Below are 21,591 nucleotides of genomic sequence, written 5' to 3'. Positions count from 1 at the left end.
CGGCAGGTCAGCGGGAGCCCTTCGGGTCCAGCGCATCGCGTACGCCGTCGCCGAAGAGGTTGAAGGCAAGAACGGTGATGAAGATCGCCAGACCGGGGATCACCATGTACATGGGATCCGACTGGTAGTAGTCGATCGCGCTCGAGAGCATCTGCCCCCAGGACGACGTGGGCGGCTTGACGCCCACGCCCAGGAAGCTGAGTGCCGCCTCGGTGAGGATGTTGGTGGGGATCATCATCGTCGTGTACACGATGATCGGGGCCACCAGGTTGGGCAGCAGTTCCTTGAACAGGATGTAGAAGCGTCCGGCCCCCAGGGACCGGGCGGCCTCCACGTACTCCCGTTCACGCATGGAGAGCGTCTGGCCACGCACCACGCGCCCGATGTAGGGCCAGCCGAAGAAGCCGATGACGAGGATCATGACGAAGAGGCGCACGCCCGTGCCGCTCAGTCCCAGCATCTCGTTCGGCATCACCGAGACCAGCGCGATGATGAAGAGCAGCTGCGGGAAGGCCAGCAGGCCGTCCATGACCCGGCTGATCAGGGCGTCGACCCAGCCGCCGAAGAAGCCGGCGAGCACACCCAGGACGGTTCCGATGATCACGGCGACGATCGCGGACAGGAAGCCGACGAGCAGCGAGATCCGGGCGCCGTGGACGATGCGGGCGAAGATGTCGCGGCCGTTGACCGGCTCGACGCCGAACCAGTGGTCGCCGCTGATGCCGCCGAGTGACCCCCGGGGCGTGCCGAACAGCGGGTCGATCAGGTCCTCGTGGTAGACGTCCGGGTCCTGCCCCACGATGTTGGTGATCAAGGGCGCGAAGATCGCGACCACGACGAGCAGGAGCACGACGACGCCGCCCGTCAGGGCGAGCTTGTCCCGCTTCAGGCGCTCCCAGGCGATCCTGCCAAGGGAACGCCCCTGTACCGCCTTGGCTTCGGCGCCGGCAACCGCCGCTTCCTCGGCCGCACTCGGGGCCGTCTCCGCGGTCGGCTCGTGCAATGGTGCCGTCATCTGGCAGGGACCCCTCTCAACCGGCGGTAGCCGGCCCGCACTTGCCGCTGTAGCGGCGTGATCCGTCCGTCGTACAAAGGGGCGAGCATCCACCCCTTGTTGCGGGAGTCTTCAACGCTTTGGCGATCTGTAGCCAGACTTGACGGTGAATGGATGCGCAACCGTGATGCTGTTTGAGGTGTTCCGTTATCCGGACAGTGGGTAACGGGGGCCGGACACGGATGAGTTGGGACAGAGGGGACAAGGCGGCGCTTTGCACCCTCATCTACGCGCGAAGATCGCCACCGGTCCCCCCGGGGCCGGACCCGCGACGGTCAGTACCGGCCCCCGGCCGGAGGGTATCCGTACCCGCCCGCCGGCGCCTGCGCCGGGGCGGGGGCATGGGCCTCGCGGTCGTAGAACGGACGGGCGTGGGCGCGCAGCCACATGGCGACCGGGTCGTGGAGGTCGGTCATCGCCACCGTCGACACCGCGAGCCCGTCCGGTACCGCGCCGACGGACTGCTGCATCATCGCGCGCACCGCGTCGACGGCCTGCGGTGAGGTGTCGTAGACCTCGAGACCGATGGCGAGGTACGGCGCCCCGAGCGCGGGCTGCACCCAGGCGCGGCGCAGGGCGCGGACGGCAGGGGTGCGGTGGGCGTTCTGTGTGAGCAGGGCGTAGAACTGGGGGATCTCGATGGCCGGTTCGGACAGCCGCAGGGGTCCGGCGGGCTGGCGGTCCAGGCCGGAGGCGATCCGGCGCAGGTCCGGCCAGGGGATGCCGACGCCGCCGCCGGGGGCGTGCGGGTTGAGCCAGAGGCCGAAGTGGTCCGGGTAGAGGGCGCGGGCCGCCTCCAGGCCGTCGACCACCTCGTACGACCTGTTCCAGCCGCTGGCCGACAGCTCCTGGGCGGAGGTGACGCACGGCGCGTAGCCGTAGCCCTCGACCTCCATGTTTCCGTACTGGGCGTCCGGGGAGCCGGCCTGGCCCTGCCACAGCAGCATCCAGACCTGGCCGGAGGTGGGGGTGGCGAGCGCGCGCAGCAGGGCCTCGTAGGCGTCGTAGCGCCCGGGCGTCACCTGGCGCAGCATGTGCTCGACCTGCCCGGTCGTGGTGCCGCTGGCGCTCACGTCTGTGGCCCTTTCTGGAAGTCCCGGTCGTGGAAACAGCTTACGGCTCCGCGGGGTGGGGGGCGCCTATGAGCTCGGGGGGCGCTGTCGTCCTGCGGGTGCGGGTGCGTCGTGGCTTGTCGCGCAGTTCCCCGCGCCCCTGAGGGGCGCTTACCTCAACGGTGTTTACAAGTCCCGGTCGTAGAAAGGGCGGACCCTGTCCCTCATCCAGTCGCAGACGGGGTCCTGGGCGGCCTCCAGGAGGACCAGGTTGACCGGCCACTTCGGCGGGGCGGCGGTGAGGGCGCGGCCCAGGGCGTCCAGGGGGAGGGCTCGGGCGTCGCCCTCCCAGTGGGTGAGTTCGACGCCGACGAACAGGGTGGGGTCGGCGGTCTCGACGGCGGCCAGGCAGCGGCGGGCGGTGCGCACGACGCCGGTGGCGGCGAACTCGGCGGAGGCCGCGGCGAGGAAGTCCACCGGGTCGTCCTGCCAGTCCGGTTCGAAGAGGCGGACCCGGCCGCCGGATGCGGGCCCGTCCAGCGGGGTGCGGCCGGCCCGGCACAGCTCGGCCACGGCGGGCGGCGGCAGCGGGATGCCGACCACGCCCTCCGGGTTCACGGCGATGCCGATCTGCGGGGGCAGGCCGCGGGCGAACTCCGCGGCGGGGGCGACGGTGTACGCCATCTGCGCCCCGGCGACCTGGCGGAGCTGCTCCTCGGAGCTGAACACCGGCACGTAGGCCTGGCCGTCGATCTCCAGGGAGGGCAGGTCGAGGGGGCCGCTGTGCGGGCCGCCGCCGTTCGGCAGGGGGATCCAGAGGAAGCTGCGGCCGAGCACCTCCACGATCCGCCCGCCGGCGCCGGGTATGCCGAGGGAGGCGGAGAGCACCTCCTCCAGCTCGTTGCCGGGCCAACCGCCGTGCGGGTGGGGGTGTGCCTGTGCCGGGAACTCGGGGAAGTCCATCTGCCTACCGCCTGCCTGGTACCGCTGTCCTGGCTGAAAAGGCTAACCCGTTCGGCGCAGCCCCCCGTGGTCCGTCATCCGGTGAACGCGATGCGGCGGAGGTTGTCCGCGGCCGCCCGGTCCAGGACGATCGCCGAGGTGCAGCCGGCCGGCAGGGCGCCTCCGGTCACGGCGCGCAGCAGGCGGGAGTTGGCCGCGCGGTGCCGCAGGAACGCGTACCGCGAGACGCCGCGGCCGCGCTCGCGCTGCCCGGCGAGGGCCTGGTCGGCGCCGACGTCGAGGAGCAGCAGGTGCAGGGTGCCGTCGCGGCGCCGGGCCTCCCGGGCCAGCCAGCCGCGCACCCAGGACTGTGTGCCGCAGTCGTGCACGACGACGCCCTCGCCGGAGCGCAGCGCCTTGCGGAGCCCCGCGTAGTGGGCGAGGCGGACCAGGGGGCGGTAGAGCGCGTACGGCAGGAAGCCCGGCATGCGGCGCTCCCAGCGGTCGCGGGTGTCCTGGGAGTCGATGCGCGGGCCGCGCACGGTGCGCGCCATCAGGGTGGACTTGCCGCTGCCGGGCAGGCCGGTGATCACCACCAGGTCCCGGGGTCCGAAGAGCAGGGCGTGCGGGCCGCGCCCGTCCCGCTCGCGCAGGTCGCGGACGACGGGTGCGGGCCGCTCGGCGCACGACTGCGGGGCCGGGGCGGAGGGCTGCTCGGGCAGCGCGAGGCCCGAGGTCGTGGCGTAGGCCGTGGTCCTGTTCACCGTGATCGTCTCCCCTGGGGCGGTTCACGAGTTCCCATCCCCGTCGAGTGTAAAGAGAAGGTAATGCGCGGGTCTCGCGATTTCGTTCGCTTACTGCCACAAGCCGGTTACAGATCACGGTCTGCCACGAATCGGCCGGTCGTGCAATGATGGCGGCGCCAACTGCATACCGGCCGTTTGAATCCGCGCGGGAGAGTCCCCGGCCACGCCGGGGCGCCGAAGGAGCAAGTCCCTCCCTTGAATCTCTCAGGCCCCCGTTACCGCGCGGGCGAGGCACATCTGAAAAGCGGGCCGCCGTTCGACGGCTGCCCCACCCAAGGTGCAAGCCCTGATCGCCGTACTCCGGTGGTCGTGGCGAACCTCTCAGGTTCCGATGACAGATGGGGAGGACCGACCTCGCCCGTGCCGTCCTGTCCTGGGAGACGACCGACCGATGAGCAGTTCGAACACCCGCCGTACCGCGCTCGACGCCACGCATCGCGCGCTGGGCGCGACGATGACCGACTTCGCCGGCTGGGACATGCCCCTGCGCTACGCCTCCGAGCGTGACGAGCACGTCGCGGTGCGCACCCGGGCCGGTCTCTTCGACCTCTCGCACATGGGCGAGATCACCGTCACCGGGCCGCAGGCCGCCGCGCTCCTTGACTTCGCGCTGGTCGGCAACATCGGCGGCGTGAAGCCGGGCCGCGCCCGCTACACCATGATCTGCCGCGAGGACGGCGGCATCCTGGACGACCTGATCGTCTACCGGCTGGCGGACGCCGAGTACATGGTCGTCGCCAACGCCTCCAACGCGCAGACCGTGCTCGACGCGCTGACCGAGCGGGCGGCCGGTTTCGACGCCGAGGTGCGCGACGACCGCGACGCCTACGCGCTGCTCGCCGTGCAGGGCCCCGAGTCCCCGGGCATCCTCAAGAGCCTCACCGACGCCGACCTGGACGGCCTGAAGTACTACGCCGGTCTGCCCGGCACGGTGGCCGGCGTCCCGGCGCTGATCGCGCGCACCGGCTACACCGGCGAGGACGGCTTCGAGCTGTTCGTGAAGCCGGAGCACGCCGTCGAGCTGTGGCAGGCGCTGACCGAGGCGGGCCAGGGCGTCGGTCTCGTCCCCTGCGGCCTGTCCTGCCGGGACACGCTCCGCCTGGAGGCGGGCATGCCGCTGTACGGGCACGAGCTGAGCACCTCCCTGACGCCCTTCGACGCCGGGCTCGGCCGGGTGGTGAAGTTCGAGAAGGAGGGCGACTTCGTCGGTCGCGCCGCGCTGACCGGGGCCGCCGCCGAGGCCGAGCAGAACCCGCCCCGCGTGCTGGTCGGCCTGATCGCCGAGGGCCGCCGGGTCCCGCGTGCCGGGTACCAGGTCGTCGCCGGCGGCGAGGTGATCGGCGAGGTCACCTCCGGCGCCCCCTCCCCCACGCTGGGCAAGCCGATCGCCATCGCGTACGTCGACGCGGCGCACGCGGCTCCGGGGACCGAGGGTGTGGGCGTGGACATCCGGGGCAGCCACGAGCCGTACGAGGTCGTGGCACTGCCCTTCTACAAGCGCCAGAAGTAGACACTGAGGGCGGACGGCCACCGGCCTCCGCGCGTGTCCTTGCTGCTCAACGGCAGTGTCAGCAGTCCCCCATTCATCAGCAGTCACCCGCGTACAGGAGAATTCAGGCCATGAGCAACCCCCAGCAGCTGCGCTACAGCAAGGAGCACGAGTGGCTGTCGGCCGCCGAGGACGGCGCCTCGACGGTCGGCATCACGGAGCACGCGGCCAACGCGCTCGGTGACGTCGTCTTCGTGCAGCTTCCCGAGGTCGGCGACTCGGTGTCCGCGGGCGAGACCTGCGGCGAACTGGAGTCGACCAAGTCCGTCTCCGACCTGTACTCCCCCGTCTCCGGTGAGGTCACCGAGATCAACGAGGACGTCGTCAACGACCCGTCGCTGGTGAACAGCGCCCCCTTCGAGGGCGGCTGGCTGTTCAAGGTGCGGGTCACGGACGAGCCGGGCGACCTGCTCTCCGCCGACGAGTACACCGCATTCGCCGGCGCCTGAGGAGTCACGGACGCATGTCGCTTCTGAACACACCCCTGCATGAGCTCGACCCCGACGTCGCCGCCGCCGTCGACGCCGAGCTGGACCGCCAGCAGTCCACCCTGGAGATGATCGCCTCCGAGAACTTCGCACCCGTCGCGGTGATGGAGGCCCAGGGCTCGGTCCTGACCAACAAGTACGCCGAGGGCTATCCCGGCCGCCGCTACTACGGCGGCTGCGAGCACGTCGACGTGGTCGAGCAGATCGCCATCGACCGGGTCAAGGCGCTGTTCGGCGCCGAGCACGCCAACGTGCAGCCGCACTCGGGCGCGCAGGCCAACGCCGCCGCGATGTTCGCGCTGCTCAAGCCGGGCGACACGATCATGGGTCTGAACCTCGCCCACGGCGGGCACCTGACCCACGGCATGAAGATCAACTTCTCCGGCAAGCTCTACAACGTGGTCCCGTACCACGTCGGCGAGGACGGCCAGGTCGACATGGCCGAGGTGGAGCGCCTCGCCAAGGAGAGCAGGCCGAAGCTGATCGTGGCCGGCTGGTCGGCCTACCCCCGGCAGCTCGACTTCGCCGCCTTCCGCAAGGTGGCCGACGAGGTCGGCGCCTACCTCATGGTCGACATGGCGCACTTCGCCGGTCTGGTCGCGGCGGGCCTGCACCCGAACCCGGTGCCGCACGCGCACGTGGTCACCACCACGACCCACAAGACGCTGGGCGGCCCGCGCGGCGGTGTGATCCTCTCCACGGCCGACCTGGCCAAGAAGATCAACTCCGCCGTCTTCCCCGGTCAGCAGGGTGGACCGCTGGAGCACGTGGTCGCCGCCAAGGCCGTCGCCTTCAAGGTCGCCGCGAGCGAGGACTTCAAGGAGCGCCAGACCCGTACGCTGGAGGGTGCCCGCATCCTGGCCGAGCGCCTGGTGCGGGACGACGCGAAGGCGGCGGGCGTGTCGGTCCTGACCGGTGGCACGGACGTCCACCTGGTCCTGGTCGACCTGCGCGACTCCGAGCTGGACGGCCAGCAGGCCGAGGACCGCCTGCACGAGGTCGGCATCACGGTCAACCGCAACGCCGTCCCGAACGACCCGCGTCCGCCGATGGTGACCTCCGGGCTGCGCATCGGTACGCCGGCCCTGGCGACCCGCGGCTTCACGGCCGAGGACTTCGCCGAGGTCGCGGACGTGATCGCCGAGGCGCTGAAGGCCCCCTCTCCCTTCGGGGCGGCCGACGCCGAGGCGCTGGCGGCCCGGGTGAAGGCCCTGGCCGACAAGCACCCGCTGTACCCCGGTCTGAACAAGTAGACACCCCGTGATCGGGGCGCCGCGCCCGCCACAAGCGGGTCCGGCGCCCCGCCCCGAAGCACCACCCTCTGCACCACCCCCGTTCTGAGGAGACCCCCGTGGCCATCTCGGTCTTCGACCTGTTCTCGATCGGCATCGGCCCGTCGAGCTCGCACACGGTCGGCCCGATGCGCGCGGCCCGCATGTTCGCCCGCCGCCTGCGCAACGAGGAGCTGCTGGACTCCGTCGCCTCCGTCCGGGCCGAGCTGTACGGCTCGCTCGGCGCCACCGGACACGGCCACGGCACCCCCAAGGCGGTGCTGCTCGGCCTGGAGGGCGACTCGCCGCGCACGGTGGACGTGGAGACGGCCGACGACCGCGTCGAGACGATCAGGTCCTCGGGCCGCATCCGCCTCCTCGGCGAGCACGAGATCGCCTTCGCCTACGACGACGACATGGTCCTGCACCGCCGCGAGACCCTCCCCTACCACGCCAACGGCATGACCCTGTGGGCGTACGACGCCGAGGGCGCCGAGGTGCTGACCAAGACCTACTACTCGGTCGGCGGCGGCTTCGTCGTCGACGAGGACGCGGTGGGCGCGGACCGCATCGTGCTCGACGACACGGTGCTCAAGTACCCCTTCCGCACCGGCGACGAGCTGCTGCGCCTGGCCCGGGACACCGGCCTGTCGATCTCCGCCCTGATGCTGGAGAACGAGCGGGCCTGGCGCGACGAGGACGAGATCCGCGAGGGCCTGCTGGAGATCTGGCAGGTGATGCGGGCGTGCGTGGACCGCGGCATGACCCGCGAGGGCATACTCCCCGGCGGCCTGAAGGTCCGCCGCCGCGCCGCCAACACCGCCCGCAAGCTGCGCTCCGAGGGCGACCCGCAGGCCCTGGCCATGGAGTGGATCACCCTCTACGCGATGGCCGTGAACGAGGAGAACGCGGCCGGCGGCCGGGTCGTCACCGCCCCGACGAACGGCGCCGCGGGCATCATCCCGGCCGTCCTGCACTACTACGTCAACTTCGTGCCCGGCGCCGACGAGGACGGCGTGGTCCGCTTCCTGCTCGCGGCCGGCGCGATCGGCATGCTCTTCAAGGAGAACGCCTCCATCTCCGGCGCCGAGGTCGGCTGCCAGGGCGAGGTCGGCTCCGCCTGCTCGATGGCGGCGGGCGCCCTCGCCGAGGTGCTGGGCGGCTCCCCCGAGCAGGTGGAGAACGCCGCCGAGATCGGCATGGAGCACAACCTCGGCCTGACCTGCGACCCGGTCGGCGGCCTCGTCCAGATCCCGTGCATCGAGCGCAACGGCATGGCCGCGGTGAAGGCGGTCACGGCGGCCCGGATGGCGATGCGCGGCGACGGCTCCCACAAGGTCTCCCTCGACAAGGTCATCAAGACCATGAAGGACACCGGCGCCGACATGTCCGTGAAGTACAAGGAGACGGCCCGGGGCGGGCTGGCGGTGAACATCATCGAGTGCTGAGCCCGCCGGGCACGCCCGACGAGCGCCTCGCGGTCGTCGGGCGTGCCCGTCGCGGTCAGACGATTCCGGCCGCCGCGACGGCGAGCGCGGTCCGTACGGTCGTCGCCAGGTCCGCCCGCGCGGACGCGGCGTCGGCGCCCGGCCCGGCCGGGCGGAAGGCGTGGTGCTCGACCGCCGCACGCAGGGCAGCGTTGAGCATGGCGGCCCAGACGGCCGGCCGTAGGTCGCCGTCGGGGAGCCCGGCCCGCTCGGCGAGGGCCCGCGCGAAGACGGGTTCGGCCTCGTCGTGGGTCTGCAACCAGACCGCGCGCAATCCCGCCTCGGTCCGGGCCAGGCGGAGCAGGGCGCCGACGTCGGGGCCGGGCAGCGCGGCGTCGCCGGCCCACAACTCGCCGAATGCCTCCGGCAGGGGGCGTCCGCGTTCCCAGTGCCGCAGGGCCTCGGCGATCGTGTCGACGCCGGTCGCCAGCAGCGGCCGTACGCAGCTCTCCTTGGTGGGGAAGTAGCGCCAGACGGTGCGGGCCGAGACACCGACCGCCCGTCCGATCTGCTCTCCGGTGGTCGCGGCCACACCTTGGGCGACGAACAGGTCGACCGCCGCCCTGGCGATCTCCAGCCGGATGGCGGTCTTCCGCTCCTCGGTCAACGGCGGCCGTCCGGTCCGTCCGCTCGCTGCGGTCATCTGTCCTCCGGCCCCTGTGGTCGTCGATGCCGGGTCCATTCTCCCTCCGGTTCCGGTCGCCACGACTTTATGTCACTGAGCGACACGAAGGAGCTAGGATGCCGGTGCGGTGGCGCGGTGGCGTACCGCCGCACCGACAGACACCTCAGCGGACGGAGCACTCCATGACCGGCGACACCGCCGAAAGCGCCGACACCGGCCAACCGCACGGACGCGGCGTGATCGTCACCGGAGCCGGATCGGGCATCGGCCGCGCGGCCGCCCTCGCCTTCGCCGCCCAGGGCGACCGTGTCGTGGTGGCCGACCTCAACGCCGACGGGGCCGCGGCGACCGTCTCGGAGATCGAGCGGTCGGGCGGCACCGCGGTGGCCGTCACGGGCGACCTGAGTGAGCAGAGCGTGGTGGACCGCGTCACGGCGACGGCCGTTGAGCGGTTCGGCTGCGTGGACGTCCTGGTGAACAACGCGGGGATCATGGACAGCATGTCGGCCCTGGCCGACGTGAGCGACGCCGAATGGGAACGGCTCATCCGGGTCAACCTCACCGCCCCCTTCCTGCTCACCCGCGCCGTACTGCCGCACATGCTGGCCGCGGGCCGGGGCGCCATAGTGAACACCGCTTCCGAGGCCGCCCTGCGCGGCAGCGCGGCGGGTGCCGCGTACACGGCGTCCAAGCACGGCGTGGTGGGGCTGACGAAGTCGCTGGCGGTGATGTACCGCAACAACGGCATCCGGTCCAACGCGATCTGCCCGGGCGGCACGGCGACCGCCATCGGAGTGCGGGCCGACCCGAAGGCACACGGCCCGGCGGCGATCGGCCCGCACTTCGTCAACCTCGGCCGGGTGTCGCAGCCGGAGGAGCAGGCCGCCGCGATCCTCTTCCTCGCCTCGGACGCCGCGAGCAACGTCAACGGCGCGATCCTGCCGGTCGACGACGGCTGGTCCGCCGTCTGACGGGCCTCCGGCGTCCCTGGCCGGACCGGACGCTCAGGTCCGCGCCCGCCCGCCGGGCGTGAGGACCTCGTCCACCGACGTCTCGCGCCACGCCCTCAACAGCTCGTGGAAGGCGAACGCGCCGTGCGGGTAGGCGTGCGGACCGTTGGGCCGGCCGCGCCCCTCGCCGTTGTAGTAGCCGGGGGTGCACTCGGCGTGGAACCACTCGTGGTCCGGGGCGTGCTCGGCCAGCACCGCGAGCCAGGCGTCCTCGGCCTCGCGGGACGGCTCGATCACCGCACCCCGGTCCTCGGCGGCGGCGACCAACGCCGCGGCGTGCACGGCGTGTTCGTCGAGCACGTGAGTGAAGTTGACGCTGGCGGCGCCCTGGACGCCCCCCAGCTGGATCAGGTTCGGGAAGCCGTTGGCCGTGAACCCGTGCAGCGTGCGCGGCCCCCGCTCCCGCCAGGCGTCCCGCAGCGCGACCCCGCCCCTGCCGTACACGGGCAGTCGGCCGGAGTGCACGCCGGAGTTCCCGACGGAGAATCCGGTCGCGAAGATGAGGCAGTCGAGGGCGTACTCGGTGTCGCCGACCACGACACCGCGTGCGGTCATCCGCTCGATGCCCTGCGTGTCGGCGGTGTCGACCAGAGTGACGTTGTCCCGGTTGAAGGCCTGGAGGTACAGGTCGGAGAACGTGGGGCGCTTGCAGGCGTACCGGTACCAGGGCTTGAGCCGCTCGGCCGTGTCCGGGTCGGTGACGACCTGCTCGACGCGGGCACGGATCTCGTTCATCTTCGCGGCGTCCGCGGCCTCGTACGCCGCCTCGAAGGCCGCCGGGTCCCCGTGCCGCCGGAAACTCGGCAGGAGCTTCTCCAGGAGGCCGGCCGACGAGGTCCACCGGTCCGCCACGAGGTCGTCGTCGACGTGCTCGCCGGAGACGATGCCCAGGAAGTTGTCGCGGCGTTTCCGCGCCCAGCCGTCCCGGTCGGCGCCGACGTCCCGGGCGGTGGTGCGCCGGTTGCCGCGGACGTCCACCGTGGACGGCGTGCGCTGGAAGACGTAGAGGTGTCCGGCGTCCTCGGCCAGCGCGGGGACGACCTGGATTCCGGTGGCGCCGGTGCCCACGACCCCCACCCGCTTGCCCGCGAGCCGGGTCAGACCGCCCTGCGGGGTCCCTCCCGTGTACGCGTAGTCCCAGCGCGACGTGTGGAAGGTGTGGCCCTCGAACTGCTCGATCCCGGGGATGCCGGGCAGCTTGAGCTCGGTCAGGGTGCCGGTGGCCGTGATGACGTACGTGGCGCGGAACTCGTCGCCCCGGTCGGTCGTGACGGTCCACGCACCACAGGTGTCGTCCCAGGTCAGGGATGTCACCACCGTGGAGAACAACGCGTCCGCGCAGAGGTCGGACTTCTCGGCGATCCGCACCGCGTGGCGGCGGATCTCCTCGCCGGGCGCGTACTTCCACTCCGGCACGTACCCGGTCTCGTCGAGCATCGGCAGGTAGACGTGCGACTCGACGTCGCAGTGGATGCCCGGGTAGCGGTTCCAGTACCAGGTGCCTCCGAAGTCACCGCCCTTCTCGACGATCCGGATGCGGCCGACGCCCTGCTGACGCAGCCGCGCGCCCGCGAGGATGCCGCCGAACCCGCCGCCGACGACCACGACGTCCACGGTGTCCCGCAGCGGCTCCCGCCCGGTCGCCGCGTCCGCGTAGGGGTCTTCGGCGTAGTAGCCGAAACGGGCCTCCGCGGCGAGGTACTGCCGGGCGCCGTCGGGCCGTACCCGGCGCTCCCGTTCGAGGCGGTAGCGCCGCCTCAGCTCGGCCAGCGCCTCGGGGGACAGCGCTTCGGTGTGCGTCATGTGGGGGGCCTCGATCCTTCCGGTTCACTGCCAAGTGCCCGCCCCGTCCGTGAAGTGGTCGCAGGAGCAACGGACTTGAGCAGGCATGCACTACCGTAGCAAGTACCGGACAGTGTTGTCCGGTTGCGATCGAGCCAGCTTCCGCATCCCTCGGACAGGAAGAGTGACACCCATGCGACGACTCCCGATCCGATCTCTGACCGCGCTCGCCACGACCGCCCTGCTCACCCTCACCGGGTGCGGCACCGCCACCACCACGGGCCCGGCCGCGGACACGCCGGCCGCGACCGGCGAGGGCAGGACCGTCCGGGCGGAGAAGGTCATGCGGCTGACGCAGACCCACCAGGAGACCGGCATGACCCTGCTGGAGGGCCCCACCTTCGACGGGAACGGCGACCTGCTCGTCGTCGACGTCACCGCCCCCGCCGGTGAGCCCAAGGTGCTGCGGGTCGACCTCCACCGCAAGACGTCGCGCGCCGTCCACACCGACACCCGCGGCACCTACACGTCAGCGCAGTTCAGCCCGTACGACGGACGGATCTACCTGACGGACTTCTCCCACGGCGACATCGTCAGCCTGGCCCCGGACGGGGGCGACCCGCGCACCTTCTTCTCCGGCGAGGTCGACGGCGCCCCGATGAACCCGGACGACCTCGCCTTCGACCGGGAGGGCAACCTGTACGTCAGCGACTCACGCGGCATGTCCGAGGGGGAGCCGAAGGGCCGCGTGGTGCGCGTCGACCGGACCGGGAAGAAGGCCACGGTGCTGGCGTCCGGGCTGGCGGCGCCGAACGGGATCTCGTTCGACGCGCGCTACCGCGGACTGTGGTTCAGCGAACTCACGGAGAACCGCGTCTCCTACCTGCTCCTGGACGACGAGGGCCGTGCCGCCTCACGCCACACCGCCATCCGGGTCGACGGCGGTGTCGCCCAGACCGACTCGATCGCCGTGGACGCGGACGGCAACCTCTACCAGGCCCTGCACGGCCGACCCGCGATGGCCGTGTACAGCCCGCACGGTGAACGCCTGGCGACCGTCGAGGTCCCCGCCCGCGCCGCCGCCGGCCTCCAGTCCGCGACCAATGTGGCGATCACCCCCGGCGGCACCCGGGCCTACCTCACCGTCAGCGGTCCCGCCGGCGGCTACCTGTACGGCTTCGAGGCCCTGGGGCGGGGCGTACGGCAGTCCAACGGCGGCTGACCGCGCCGCCGCTCACCCCTCGTAGGGCCGCACCGCGCCCACCTCGACGCCGAGCAGCCGCCAGGCCGCCAGCGCCCTGCGCTCCCTGTGCTCACGGGTGGGTCCGGTGACGGCACCGGAGACCATCGCGACGGCGACCATGAGGTCCTCCCGCTCTCCGCCCAGCCGATGCCCGGCCGGCAGGTGTTCACGCAGGGCCCGCTCGACCCGCTCGGACAGGGCGGAGGCGTACTTCGGAACCGCGGACACCTCACCCGCCCTGTCCGCGTGCAGCAGGCTGATGAAGGCCGCCGACTGCGTCTGGTGCCACGTCAGGACGCCCAGGATCCCGACGATGTCCGCTCCCGGCTCGGCCGCGGCCTGCTCGATCTGCCGCACGTTCTCCTCCAGGACCGCCGTCGCCACGGCGGCCCGGTCGGGGAAGTGCCGGTACAGCACCCCTTGGCCGACGCCGGCCCGACGCGCGATCGCGGACAGCGGGGCGTTCAGACCGGAGTCGGCGTAGATCTCCCGGGCAGCGGCGATCAGCGCGGCCCGGTTGCGGGCAGCGGCCTTGCGCCCGTCGTTCGCGGGCCGCCGTTCGTCGCGCGTGCGTTGCTGCGTCACCCCGAGAGGGTATCGGGCGGGTGCCGGGCCCGACCGCGACCGGACGCCATGCCCGGTGCCGGGCCCGGCCCCGGCCCGTCAGATGCCGCAGCTCGGCGCCGACCAGTACGGCGAGGGGTCGAAGGCCACGTGGGTGTGGTCGTTGTGGCCGGGGTAGCCCGGGCCGAGGATCTCCGAGAAGCCGTGGGTCCTGGACTGCTGCGCCAGGCGGCAGAAGCTGGGTGATCCGGTGAGGTCGGCCGCGTCGCCGTAGAGGTGCCGGCTGGTGGCCGAGCCGCCGACGGCGCTGTTGCAGGCACGGGAGCGGAAGCCGCTGGAGATGGTGAGCGGCACGTCGCCGAGGGCGTGCCGCATCGCCTCCAGCTTCCACATCGTCTTCAGCGCGTTCGCCTTGGCGGTGGCCGCGGAGACCGCGCCGCCGGACCAGTCGGAGTTGCACTTGTTGAGTTCCGCGTAACTGAAGTGGACCGGGGTGCAGTCCGCGTCCTGGAGCGAGTAGATCTTGTTGAAGGTGGCCGGGCCGGCGACGCCGTCCGCGGCCAGTCCGTACGCGGACTGGAACTTCTTCACGGCGGCGGTGGTGCGCGCGCCGTACTGGCCGTCGTAGGAGAGCCGCTCCCCCGAGGTGACCCAGCCCGCGACCCTGATCTGGAGCTGGGTCACGTCGCCGCCGGAGGTCCCCTGGGACAGGGTGCGGCCCCAGGTGTAGCAGGAGTCCGCCTGAGCGGTGGTGGCGGTGGCGCCCACCCCCACCGCCGCTCCAGCCATGAGCATGACAAATGAGAGAAGCAGGCGTGACGCGCGTCTGAACATCCCGGCCTCCCGACCGTCGAGCCGAACATGGACCGGACCAGCCTGCGATACGGGGCTACGCGCGTCAACAGCGCCCAGGACAAGCGAAGTCGACGTTTCCGCTTCGGGCGGGGATCACCCGTGCCATGGTGGGGAATAACCAACTCCCGTTCCCCCACAGCCCCTCAGGGAGGTCCCATGCTGCGCGGCATCGACGTCAGCGCGTACCAGTCGTCCAGTTACGGCACGGACGGCCTCTCCTTCGTCTTCGTCAAGGCGACGGAGGGCCGCACCTACGTCAACCCGAAGCTCGCGGCGCAGACGGAGCGCGGCCGCGACGCCGGACTCGTCGTCGGCTTCTACCACTTCCTGTGGCCGGGCAACCTCGACGCCCAGGCCTCGTACTTCGTCTCCAAGGCCCCCGACCGCAAGGGCGACATCCTCGCCGTCGACTGGGAGACGACGGGCGAGGGCACCCACGCGAGCAACGCGGAGAAGGACAGCTTCATCCGTAAGGTCCGGGCGCTGCGGCCGGACAACCGGGTCATTTTGTATTGCAACAGGAACTTCTGGCTGAACGTCGACACGACCTCGTACGCCGGTGACGGCCTCTGGATCGCCGACTACGTGACGGCGGGCAAGCCGCGCATCCAGGCCAACTGGCGCTTCCACCAGTACACGGACGACCCGGTCGACACCAACGTCGCGGACTTCGCGAGCAAGACGGCGCTCAAGGAGTGGGCGCAGAGCGCCTGAGAGGTCAGCCCCGGAAGTCCGCCGGGCGCTCCGGGGACGCCTCGGCGAGCGCCTTGGTCACGCCGTCGACACCCTCGCGCAGGCCGTACACCGGGGTGCCGGGCTGCTGACGCCAGGAGTCGTCGATGCCTCCCGTGTCCACGGTGTCGAAGCCGAGCTGGTCGATCAGGGTGCGGACCTTCGCCTTGGCCGCCCCGTCGTCGCCGGAGACCGGCAGGGCGAGGCGGTCGGGGGCGCCGGCCGGGCGGGGGCGGTCGAGGATGTCCTGGGCGTAGGTGCCGTTGAACGCCTTGATCACCGGGTGCCCCAGGTGGCCCTCGGTCCAGCGGCTCTCGGTGAGCCCCTCGTCCTCGATGCCGGCGATCCTGCCGTCCCGCTGCGGGTAGTAGTTGCCGGTGTCGATGACCGCCACGCCGTCGGCCGCCCCGTCGAACAGCCCCGACGGCAGGTCCGGGACCGCCTTCAGCGGAACCGTGACGACCACCACTTCGGCGCCGCGCGCGGCCTGGGTGGCGAGGACCGGCGTGGCGCCGGTCTCCTCGGCCAGTGCGGCGAGTGTCTCGGGTCCCCGCGAGTTGGCCACGGAGACGTCGTGTCCCAGGGCGGTCAGCCGCCGGGTGAGGTTGCCGCCGATGTTGCCCGCGCCGATGATGCCGATCTTCATGATGCCAAGTCGCCTGGCCCTTCGGGATCGTGTTCCGGGTCGCCGGCGCGGTCCGCGCCGACGAGCCGGTCAACCCCGGTCCCGGGCGGCCTATTCCGGTGCCGGCCCGGCTTCACTCCACCGCAGCAACCGCGGGTACGCGTCGGGGGCGCCCCGGCTCGGCCGGAAGGCGCCCCCGTCGTGTGGGTGTCGCTGTTCAGGACTTGTTCAGGGGGGCCCAGAACTCCTCGAACGACATCAGCTTGTCGCCGTCGAGGTCGCGGTTGGCGATGATCGCCTCGGCCACCGACTCGGTGACGTTCCAGTCGCCGCCCTGGGCGAGCGCCTTCTTGAACTCGGCGGCGGTGATGTACCCGTCACCGTCCGTGTCGATGCGGTCGAACTGCCTGCGTGCTTCCTCGATGTCCGCCACCGGTCCGCCCCTCATTCCTGCTCGGCTGGTCTGCTCTGCTCGCCCCGTGGACGAATCTGACGCGGGTCAGAATATCTGCCCGCGCCGCGGCGTCAGTGCCAGGGCCGGTAGTGCGGGTTGCTCTCGCAGTCGCTCATGATCTCGGTCTTGGTCTGCCGGTCGACCGGACACACCCCGATGATGTACTGCCGCTGGATGCCGCCGGGGAAGGCCACCTCGACCTGGTCGGCCCACCTGTGCTGGTCGCCGATGGTCTTGTTGACGTCGATGCCGCCGGGGGCGTCGATGTAGTAGTTGAAGCCGGACTTGTACCAGGTCTTGTACAGGTCGTGGTCGTAGCTCGTCGAGACGTACGGCGAGGGCTGGTTGACCAGGACGTACTTCTCGACGTCGTACTGGCCGTTGTACACGTCCTTGGCGTGGAAGCCCTCCTCGAAGACGATCCGCGGGCCCCGGCTGTCGCTGCGGTAGAGGGTGCCGCAGGTGGTGCGCCAGACCGGCTCGGGGGTGATGCGGTCGACGTCGACGCCGCGGTCGGCGGCGGCCTTCGTCTTGTCGTCGAACTTGGGGCAGGCCGGTGCGGCCTTGGCGGGCGCCGTCGTGGTGGCGGCCGAGCCGGGGACGGTGGCGGCCGACGTGGCGAAGACGGCGGCGAGCGACAGGACGGCGGCGGCGGCCCTGCGGCGCAGACGAGGGGTGATCATGCGGACCACGATCCCGTTCGCGGAGCGGCGCGTTCCGGATTCTCACCCGTAGGTGGCGTGTCCGGCGAACCGTGTTGCTCCCGGCCCCGGACGGTCACTCACCGGTCCACGACCCGCATCTCGAACCACGTGGTCTTGCCGCGCGGCAGCAGGTCGACGCCCCAGCGGTCGGACAGCTTGTCCACGAGGAAGAGGCCCCGTCCGCTGATGTCCGTCTCCTGCACCGGCATCAGACAGGGCAGCCCCCGGGAGGGGTCGCGGACCTCGACGCGGATCCAGCCGGGACGGCGGCGCATGTGGAGGCCGAACACCCGGGCGCCGGTGTGCCGGACGGCGTTGCCGACCAGCTCGGAGACGAGCAGGACGGTGTCCTCGGTGACCTTGGGGCCGAGCTGCCACTGACGCAGCGCCACCACCTGGGCGAGCCGGCGGGCGGTGGCGGCGGACTCGGGGCGGGACGGTAACGGAACCTCGTGCTCCGTGGGGTTGCCGAACAGCTCCAGCGCCTGGTGCGCGCGCTCGTCCTCCACCGCCGGCGACCAGCGCGCCGCGGTCGCACGTCCGGCTCCCCGCGGCTGTTCCGTACCCTCCAGCCCCGCCATGCCCCCATCATGGCCGCCCCCGGGGGGCTCCGGGGCCGTTCCCGGGGAATACACCTCCGCGCGGGCGGGGCCCGACGCGGGGCGATCGGCATATGCCAGGGGCAGCTCAGCGCCGGGAAAGGCCCCACTGACCTGGGCGGACGACTCGGCCGGAGACAAGCGGAGGCCTCCCTCGACACGACACGCTTAATGGTGCGTTAAGGCTGCCATAAACCGCCCCATCGAGGGACCCGGATCAGACATCGCGTCAATTGCAAGCCCGTCAGGCGAACTTCGCCTTCCCGGGGCCCTCCTCCACGAAGCTGCGCATGCCGCGTTCGCGGTCCTCGGTGGCGAACAGACCGGCGAACCAGTTGCGTTCGACGGCGAGGCCGGTCTCGATGTCCGTCTCCAGACCCGTGTCGACGGCCTCCTTCGCCGCGCGCAGCGCGATGGCCGGCCCCTTGGCCAGCCGCGCGGCCCAGGCGTGCGCCTGCGCGTAGACCTCACCGGCCGGGACCACGCGGTCGACCAGGCCGAGCGTCAGCGCCTCGTCGGCCTTCACCTGCCGGCCGGTGAAGATGAGGTCCTTGGCCCGGGAGGGGCCGACCAGCCGGGAGAGCCGCTGGGTGCCGCCGGCGCCCGGGATCAGGCCGAGCAGGATCTCGGGCTGGCCCAGCTTGGCGTTCTCCCCGGCGATGCGGAAGTCGGCGCAGAGCGCGAGTTCGCAGCCGCCGCCCAGCGCGTAGCCGGTCACGGCCGCGACCACCGGCTTGGGGATGCGGGCCACCGCGGTGAAGGAGTCCTGCAAGGCGCGGGCGCGCGCGATCATCGCCGCGTGGTCCATCGCCTGCATCTCCTTGATGTCCGCGCCCGCCGCGAACACCTTCTCGCCGCCGTAGATCACCACGGCGCGCACGTCGTCGCGGCGGGTGGCCTCCTCGGCGAGTTCCTTGAGCCGGTCCTGTGTGGCGACGTCCAGGGCGTTCATGGGCGGGCGGTCGAGACGCAGCGTGCCGACGCCGTCGGCGACTTCCAGATTCACGGTCATGCTCCGCAGGTTAGCGGGCGTTCACTCGCCGTGACACTTGCGGGTGCGTCGTCGGCCGACGGCCGGAGGTGGGTTGCTCGCGCAGTTCCCCGCGCCCCTTCGGGCGCGGGGACGGCTCTCTTTCCTACGCCTTCCACTTCTCCCAGGACATGTTCCAGCCGTTGAGGCCGTTGTCCGGGGCGATGGTCGCGTCCTCGGAGTTCTTCACCACGACCACGTCGCCGATCAGCGAGTTCTCGAAGAACCACGCGGCCGGCGCCTTCTCGTCCCAGCCGCCGCGCACGTCGCGCAGCCCGATGCAGCCGTGGCTGGCGTTGCGGTTGCCGAAGGCGTCGCCGCCCCAGTAGTTGCCGTGGATGAAGGTGCCGGAGGTGGACAGGCGCATGGCGTGCGGGACGTCCTTGATGTCGTACTCGCCGCCGTAGCCGACCGTCTCGCCGTTCATCCGGGTCACCGCGAGCCGCTCGGTGATGACCATCTGGCCGTTCCAGGTCTCGTAGCCGGGCGAGCCGGTGGTGACCGGGACGGTCCTGATCGTCTTGCCGTCCCGGACGACCTTCATCGTGTGCTTCTTGGCGTCGACGACGGAGACCTGGCTGCGGCCGACGGTGAAGGAGACGGTCTTGGCCTGCTCGCCGTAGACGTCCTCGCGGCCCTCGACGCCGTCGAGGTTGAGGTCGACGGTGACCTTGGTGCCGGGCTTCCAGTACTTCTCGGGCCGGAAGTCGAGGCGGTCGTTGCCGAACCAGTGGCCCGCGACCTCCACGGCCGGCTCGGTCTTGATGCGGATGGCCTTCTCGACCTCCTCGGGGTTGGTGATGCCCCGGGTGAAGCGGATCGAGAACGGCATCCCGACGCCGACCTTCGAACCGTCCTCCGGCGTGAAGGTGCCGATGAAGGTGTTCTCGGGCGTCAGCGTGGTGAAGCGGGAGTCCTCGGCCGCCGAACGCCCCTCGGCGTCCTTGGCGACCGCGTGCACGGTGTACGTGGTGGAGGCGGCCAGGTGGGTGGACGGCGTCCAGGTGGCGCCGTCCCCGGATATCTTCCCGTCGACCTTCGCGCCCTCGGCGTCCTTGACCACGACCTCGGTGAGCTTGCCCTCGGCGGCCGCGACCTTGAGCGCGCCGCTGGTGTCGACGGCCTTGGCCCCGTTCTTCGGCGCGATGGTGACGACGGCCTCGGACTGCTTGCTCTGTGCCGCGGTGGAGTCCTTGCCCTTGCCGTTCCCGGCACCGCCCCCCGAGCCCGATCCGCCCCCGCCGCACGCGGTGACCGCCAGCATCAGCACGGCGAGCACCGCCCCCGATATCGGACGCACGTTCAACTTGTCTCCCCTCGCCGGGCCCGGTCCGGCCCGCACCCCGGTGCGCCCGCGCGCACCGGCGCATCGTAACCGCAGGCCAGGGGGACAGGGGACTGGTGAAATGTCACCGTTCCGTACCGAGTTGACGCCGGGGCGAGGGGGGCGACGGGGTCACTTCACGGCGCTGCCGGCCTTCCACTTCTTCCAGCCCATGTTCCAGCCGCCGAGTCCGTTGTCCGGGGCGACCGTCTTGTCCTTGCTGTTGACCACCTCGACGACGTCGCCGACGAGGCTGCGGTCGAAGAACCAGCCCCCGGGGGTGTCGGAGCCGCCGCCCTTGTCGTCGCGGAGCCCGATGCAGCCGTGGCTGACGTTGGCCCGGCCGAACGTGTCTTCCGGCGCCCAGTAGTTGCCGTGCAGGAAGGTGCCGGAGCTGGTCAGGCGGATGGCGTGCGGGACGTCCGGGATGTCGTACTCGCCGCCGAAGCCGACCGTGCGGCTGTTCATGCGGGTGACGTCGAGCATCTCGGTGATCACCATCCTGCCGTTGTACGTGGGGGTGGAGGGCGCCCCCGCGGTGATCGGCACGGTGGCCAGCAGCGAGCCGTCGCGGCGCACCTCCATGGTCCGCAGGACCGCGTCGACCCGCGAGACCTGGCTGCGGCCGACGGTGAAGGTGACCTTCTTGTGCTGGAGGCCGTAGGTGCCGGGCGCGCCCTCGACGTCGCGGAGGTCGAGGTCGACGGTGACCTCGGTGCCGGGCTTCCAGTACTCCTCGGGGCGGAAGTCGAGGCGTTCCTTGCCGAACCAGTGGGGCCGGACCTCGACGGCGGGCTTCGCGGTCACCGAGACGGCCCGTTCGACGGCGGCCCGGTCGGTGATCTCCCGGTTGAACTCCAGCGAGACGATCATTCCGGTGCCGACGACCGAGCGGTTCTCGGGCGCGACGTACGCGATGAAGCGCTCTTCGGGGACGTAGGTGGTGAAGGTGGTGTGCCGGGCCGAGCGGTGCCCGCCGCCGTCCAGGGCCACCGCGTCGACCGTGTACTTCGCGGCGAGGGCGAGCCGGTCGTCGTGGGGGTGCCAGCTGAGGCCGTCGTCGGAGATCCGGCCGGGCACCGGTGTCTCCTGCGCGTCCTGCGACCTGACGACCTTCACCGACTCCAGCCGTCCGTCGGGCACCCGCACCGACAGCTTCTTCTCCGGCCGGACGGCCCTGCTGCCGTCGTCCGGGGTGACGCGGATGACGTCCTCGGCGGCGGGTGGCTTGCCGAACACCCCGCCGATGCCGCCGCCGTCCGAGGTGCATCCGGCGGCCCCGGCCAGCAGTCCTGCCCATGTCAGTACGGCGGCCAGAGCGGCCCCCGCGCGCCGTGCGCGCCCATGTACGTGCCTCACATCCACCCGTAACGACCGGCCCGCCCTGGGGAAACG

Annotated in this window: 21 protein-coding genes, 1 pseudogene and 2 riboswitches; of the genes and pseudogenes, 7 read left to right on the top strand and 15 right to left on the bottom strand. The window is 71.6% G+C overall.

All coding sequences use genetic code 11. From position 1 onward, the window contains the following. Nucleotides 1-7: 7 nt before the first annotated feature. The 4 genes from ACZ67M_RS35505 to ACZ67M_RS35490 form a co-directional block, all read right to left on the bottom strand. Nucleotides 8-1,015 carry an ABC transporter permease gene (locus ACZ67M_RS35505; protein WP_361366887.1) on the bottom strand — a complete coding sequence of 336 codons (1,008 nt, stop codon included), beginning with the start codon at nucleotides 1,013-1,015 and terminating at the stop codon, nucleotides 8-10. Nucleotides 1,016-1,329: 314 nt separating this feature from the next. Further along, entirely contained in the window at nucleotides 1,330-2,127 is a 798-nt protein-coding gene (locus ACZ67M_RS35500; protein WP_361366885.1) for an enhanced serine sensitivity protein SseB C-terminal domain-containing protein, read from the bottom strand. Nucleotides 2,128-2,292: 165 nt separating this feature from the next. Continuing rightward, nucleotides 2,293-3,069 carry an enhanced serine sensitivity protein SseB gene (locus ACZ67M_RS35495; RefSeq protein ID WP_361366883.1) on the bottom strand — a complete coding sequence of 259 codons (777 nt, stop codon included), beginning with the start codon at nucleotides 3,067-3,069 and terminating at the stop codon, nucleotides 2,293-2,295. A gap of 74 nt (nucleotides 3,070-3,143) precedes the next feature. Then, nucleotides 3,144-3,812, bottom strand: coding sequence for an AAA family ATPase (locus tag ACZ67M_RS35490; protein ID WP_392103921.1), 669 nt, complete (start codon nucleotides 3,810-3,812; stop codon nucleotides 3,144-3,146). A 178-nt stretch (nucleotides 3,813-3,990) separates the two neighbouring features. Next, nucleotides 3,991-4,085, top strand: a riboswitch (glycine riboswitch). Beyond that, nucleotides 4,086-4,202: riboswitch (glycine riboswitch) on the top strand. A 43-nt stretch (nucleotides 4,203-4,245) separates the two neighbouring features. Here ACZ67M_RS35490 and gcvT point away from each other — a divergent pair. The 4 genes from gcvT to ACZ67M_RS35470 all read left to right on the top strand — a co-directional run bounded on the left by gcvT (nucleotide 4,246) and on the right by ACZ67M_RS35470 (nucleotide 8,610). After that, a complete protein-coding gene (gene gcvT, locus ACZ67M_RS35485; protein WP_361366878.1) occupies nucleotides 4,246-5,364 on the top strand; it encodes a glycine cleavage system aminomethyltransferase GcvT in 1,119 nt (372 codons plus the stop codon). A gap of 110 nt (nucleotides 5,365-5,474) precedes the next feature. Beyond that, nucleotides 5,475-5,852, top strand: a complete 378-nt coding sequence (gene gcvH / locus ACZ67M_RS35480; RefSeq protein ID WP_122617587.1) for a glycine cleavage system protein GcvH — start codon at nucleotides 5,475-5,477, stop codon at nucleotides 5,850-5,852. A 14-nt stretch (nucleotides 5,853-5,866) separates the two neighbouring features. Further along, nucleotides 5,867-7,144 carry a serine hydroxymethyltransferase gene (glyA, locus tag ACZ67M_RS35475; RefSeq protein ID WP_361366875.1) on the top strand — a complete coding sequence of 426 codons (1,278 nt, stop codon included), beginning with the start codon at nucleotides 5,867-5,869 and terminating at the stop codon, nucleotides 7,142-7,144. A gap of 98 nt (nucleotides 7,145-7,242) precedes the next feature. Continuing rightward, nucleotides 7,243-8,610 carry an L-serine ammonia-lyase gene (locus ACZ67M_RS35470; RefSeq protein ID WP_469854122.1) on the top strand — a complete coding sequence of 456 codons (1,368 nt, stop codon included), beginning with the start codon at nucleotides 7,243-7,245 and terminating at the stop codon, nucleotides 8,608-8,610. Between the two features lie 55 nt (nucleotides 8,611-8,665). Here ACZ67M_RS35470 and ACZ67M_RS35465 read toward each other — a convergent pair whose 3' ends face one another. Then, complete coding sequence (locus ACZ67M_RS35465; RefSeq protein WP_392103913.1) at nucleotides 8,666-9,292, bottom strand: TetR/AcrR family transcriptional regulator; 627 nt, start codon at nucleotides 9,290-9,292, stop codon at nucleotides 8,666-8,668. 164 nt (nucleotides 9,293-9,456) lie between these two features. Between ACZ67M_RS35465 and ACZ67M_RS35460 the strand changes: the two genes are divergently transcribed. Beyond that, nucleotides 9,457-10,245, top strand: coding sequence for an SDR family NAD(P)-dependent oxidoreductase (locus ACZ67M_RS35460; protein ID WP_469854121.1), 789 nt, complete (start codon nucleotides 9,457-9,459; stop codon nucleotides 10,243-10,245). Nucleotides 10,246-10,278: 33 nt separating this feature from the next. Here the strand turns inward: ACZ67M_RS35460 and ACZ67M_RS35455 are convergent, their stop codons facing one another. Continuing rightward, a complete protein-coding gene (locus ACZ67M_RS35455; RefSeq protein WP_469854120.1) occupies nucleotides 10,279-12,087 on the bottom strand; it encodes a flavin-containing monooxygenase in 1,809 nt (602 codons plus the stop codon). 172 nt (nucleotides 12,088-12,259) lie between these two features. Between ACZ67M_RS35455 and ACZ67M_RS35450 the strand changes: the two genes are divergently transcribed. Continuing rightward, nucleotides 12,260-13,288, top strand: coding sequence for an SMP-30/gluconolactonase/LRE family protein (locus ACZ67M_RS35450; RefSeq protein ID WP_469854119.1), 1,029 nt, complete (start codon nucleotides 12,260-12,262; stop codon nucleotides 13,286-13,288). Nucleotides 13,289-13,300: 12 nt separating this feature from the next. Here the strand turns inward: ACZ67M_RS35450 and ACZ67M_RS35445 are convergent, their stop codons facing one another. Further along, complete coding sequence (locus ACZ67M_RS35445; protein ID WP_361366858.1) at nucleotides 13,301-13,894, bottom strand: TetR/AcrR family transcriptional regulator; 594 nt, start codon at nucleotides 13,892-13,894, stop codon at nucleotides 13,301-13,303. 78 nt (nucleotides 13,895-13,972) lie between these two features. Next, a complete protein-coding gene (locus ACZ67M_RS35440; protein ID WP_385799867.1) occupies nucleotides 13,973-14,707 on the bottom strand; it encodes a D-Ala-D-Ala carboxypeptidase family metallohydrolase in 735 nt (244 codons plus the stop codon). 177 nt (nucleotides 14,708-14,884) lie between these two features. On the opposite strand from ACZ67M_RS35440, the gene ACZ67M_RS35435 reads away from it, so the two are divergent. After that, nucleotides 14,885-15,442, top strand: a complete 558-nt coding sequence (locus ACZ67M_RS35435; protein ID WP_376303264.1) for a glycoside hydrolase family 25 protein — start codon at nucleotides 14,885-14,887, stop codon at nucleotides 15,440-15,442. 4 nt (nucleotides 15,443-15,446) lie between these two features. Here the strand turns inward: ACZ67M_RS35435 and ACZ67M_RS35430 are convergent. From ACZ67M_RS35430 to ACZ67M_RS35400, 7 genes and pseudogenes are all read right to left on the bottom strand, one after another. Then, nucleotides 15,447-16,118, bottom strand: a pseudogene (locus ACZ67M_RS35430) (NADPH-dependent F420 reductase); the annotation flags it as partial. 184 nt (nucleotides 16,119-16,302) lie between these two features. After that, nucleotides 16,303-16,518 (bottom strand): EF-hand domain-containing protein, encoded by a 216-nt coding sequence (locus ACZ67M_RS35425; RefSeq protein ID WP_064729931.1) that lies wholly within the window; start codon nucleotides 16,516-16,518, stop codon nucleotides 16,303-16,305. 92 nt (nucleotides 16,519-16,610) lie between these two features. Beyond that, the gene (locus ACZ67M_RS35420; protein ID WP_385803888.1) at nucleotides 16,611-17,222 is read right to left on the bottom strand and encodes an ADP-ribosyltransferase; all 612 of its coding nucleotides are present in this window, start codon (nucleotides 17,220-17,222) and stop codon (nucleotides 16,611-16,613) included. 98 nt (nucleotides 17,223-17,320) lie between these two features. Then, nucleotides 17,321-17,824 carry an ATP-binding protein gene (locus tag ACZ67M_RS35415; RefSeq protein WP_163015966.1) on the bottom strand — a complete coding sequence of 168 codons (504 nt, stop codon included), beginning with the start codon at nucleotides 17,822-17,824 and terminating at the stop codon, nucleotides 17,321-17,323. Between the two features lie 262 nt (nucleotides 17,825-18,086). Beyond that, nucleotides 18,087-18,854, bottom strand: coding sequence for an enoyl-CoA hydratase/isomerase family protein (locus tag ACZ67M_RS35410; protein ID WP_361366847.1), 768 nt, complete (start codon nucleotides 18,852-18,854; stop codon nucleotides 18,087-18,089). A 124-nt stretch (nucleotides 18,855-18,978) separates the two neighbouring features. Next, nucleotides 18,979-20,178 carry a L,D-transpeptidase gene (locus tag ACZ67M_RS35405; protein WP_385803884.1) on the bottom strand — a complete coding sequence of 400 codons (1,200 nt, stop codon included), beginning with the start codon at nucleotides 20,176-20,178 and terminating at the stop codon, nucleotides 18,979-18,981. Between the two features lie 150 nt (nucleotides 20,179-20,328). Beyond that, complete coding sequence (locus ACZ67M_RS35400) at nucleotides 20,329-21,555, bottom strand: L,D-transpeptidase (RefSeq protein WP_392016469.1); 1,227 nt, start codon at nucleotides 21,553-21,555, stop codon at nucleotides 20,329-20,331. Nucleotides 21,556-21,591 lie beyond the last annotated feature (36 nt).

It is taken from the genome of Streptomyces sp. NPDC107500 (assembly GCF_055582785.1).
Note: the sequence above shows the minus strand (reverse complement) of the source record. Positions and strands in the feature narration are given on the sequence as shown.